Source organism: Desulforamulus profundi, from assembly GCF_002607855.1.
The window spans coordinates 1-1,476 of sequence record NZ_AWQQ01000045.1 but is presented as its reverse complement, the minus strand read 5'-3'; the positions used below and the strand labels follow the sequence as shown (position 1 = coordinate 1,476).

General features: G+C 37.1%; 1 pseudogene. It reads right to left on the bottom strand.

The annotated features are described in order from the left end of the window. Positions 1 to 574: 574 nt before the first annotated feature. Positions 575 to 1,270: pseudogene (locus tag P378_RS06955) on the bottom strand (IS4 family transposase); the annotation flags it as partial. Between the last annotated feature and the right edge of the window lie 206 nt (positions 1,271 to 1,476).

Below are 1,476 nucleotides of genomic sequence, written 5' to 3'. Positions count from 1 at the left end.
TCACGACGGCTATAAATTTTCCTGCCATCAAGTATCATTGCTTGCCTTCTGCAGCGTAATACGGTAGGATGAGTATACACAGCAGTTCCCCCTTATTATGTTGGTGTGGTAACTATCATTATAAGGGGAGCACTGTGGATACTCAACCATCTGGGGCAAGCCCGGGTGGTTGATTTATTTCCCAGCCTATTCCATTTTGTCAACCCATACCCAACTTAACACATTTAATGTTTTAATATGCTTCATAAGTCTCTCATCCCCTTTCCGCATTCAATTATAAAGCACCTGGTTTGTCCAAGGCAAGCAAAACTTGGTCCATAGCTTCTTACTTAGGTAGATGTATAAGCTAGAACCCCCCTCTGTTAATGTTATTATGTTATATATGACATATGAATGACCACTAGCGTTGCATAAAACTTTCGCATAAATTAAAAGGTAATAATTGGAAGATATAATTGTATAATTTTGTAATTATTTGGGTGTATACACCAATTAACCCATTTTACTTTATGCTAAAGGAACAACCACTTAAGAGGTAGTCCTTTAATCCACATTTTTACAAATGATGTAATTCCTAGGCTATTATCGGGTCGTAAGTTAAATCATCCAGGTGGTCTGCTTCACCTTGTAGTACCTGTTCTACTGTAAAGTTGTAGATTTTTTTATGGTCTATCCACCGTCGTCCTCTTGAACTGCGACCTGACTTGAGGTGGAGTTTTCGTACAAACTCGCTGAATTCTACGTAAAGACATGTGTGAAGCAACATTTTAATTTTTAGTAATGGCCTTCATAACCTGTTTTTATTTTAAGCAACATCATCAAGCAGTAGGTAATCAGTGCTATCAATAATTGGTTTTCCACAGCCTGTTGGCTTAAACCATAAAAATGTTTTACACAGAAATGTTGTTTGATCCACTTAAAGAATAATTCTATCTGCCAGCGGTAGCGATATATGTCGCTTAGTTCTTCGGCACTTAACTCAAAGTCGTTGGTAATGATAATTACAGGCTTACCTTCGGTATCCTCTGTTTCTATTAGTCGCAAGGGATGTTGCATTTTGGTTGTGCCGTCTTTGCCTAGGATTACCTTGTGGTCTTTTTTGATTAGGCTATCCGGGTTTGTTGGAAATTCCTCTAATGTTTCAACTATTGCGTTTACTTTTTAAACGGCTAACAAATCTGGTGCCGTTATTACAATAACTGTCGAATTTTTTGTAATCCAGGTAGCCACGGTCAAAGACGTTAAGGGCATCTTTTGCTACAACCAAGGAGGGTGTTGAAAAAACCCCTTTAAAACCCTAATTTTACTTCTTTCAAAAAATAAAATTTACATTAATTAACAGTAGTGACCCACTTTTTTTAGATTTTAAGACGAAAACTAATATTTTTTGAGTATATTACCTCCCATTTTCCAGTATTTGTCATGCAATTGGGCGCACTTATCCTATAATCGCAGGTAATGGCTCTTTGGCAATTT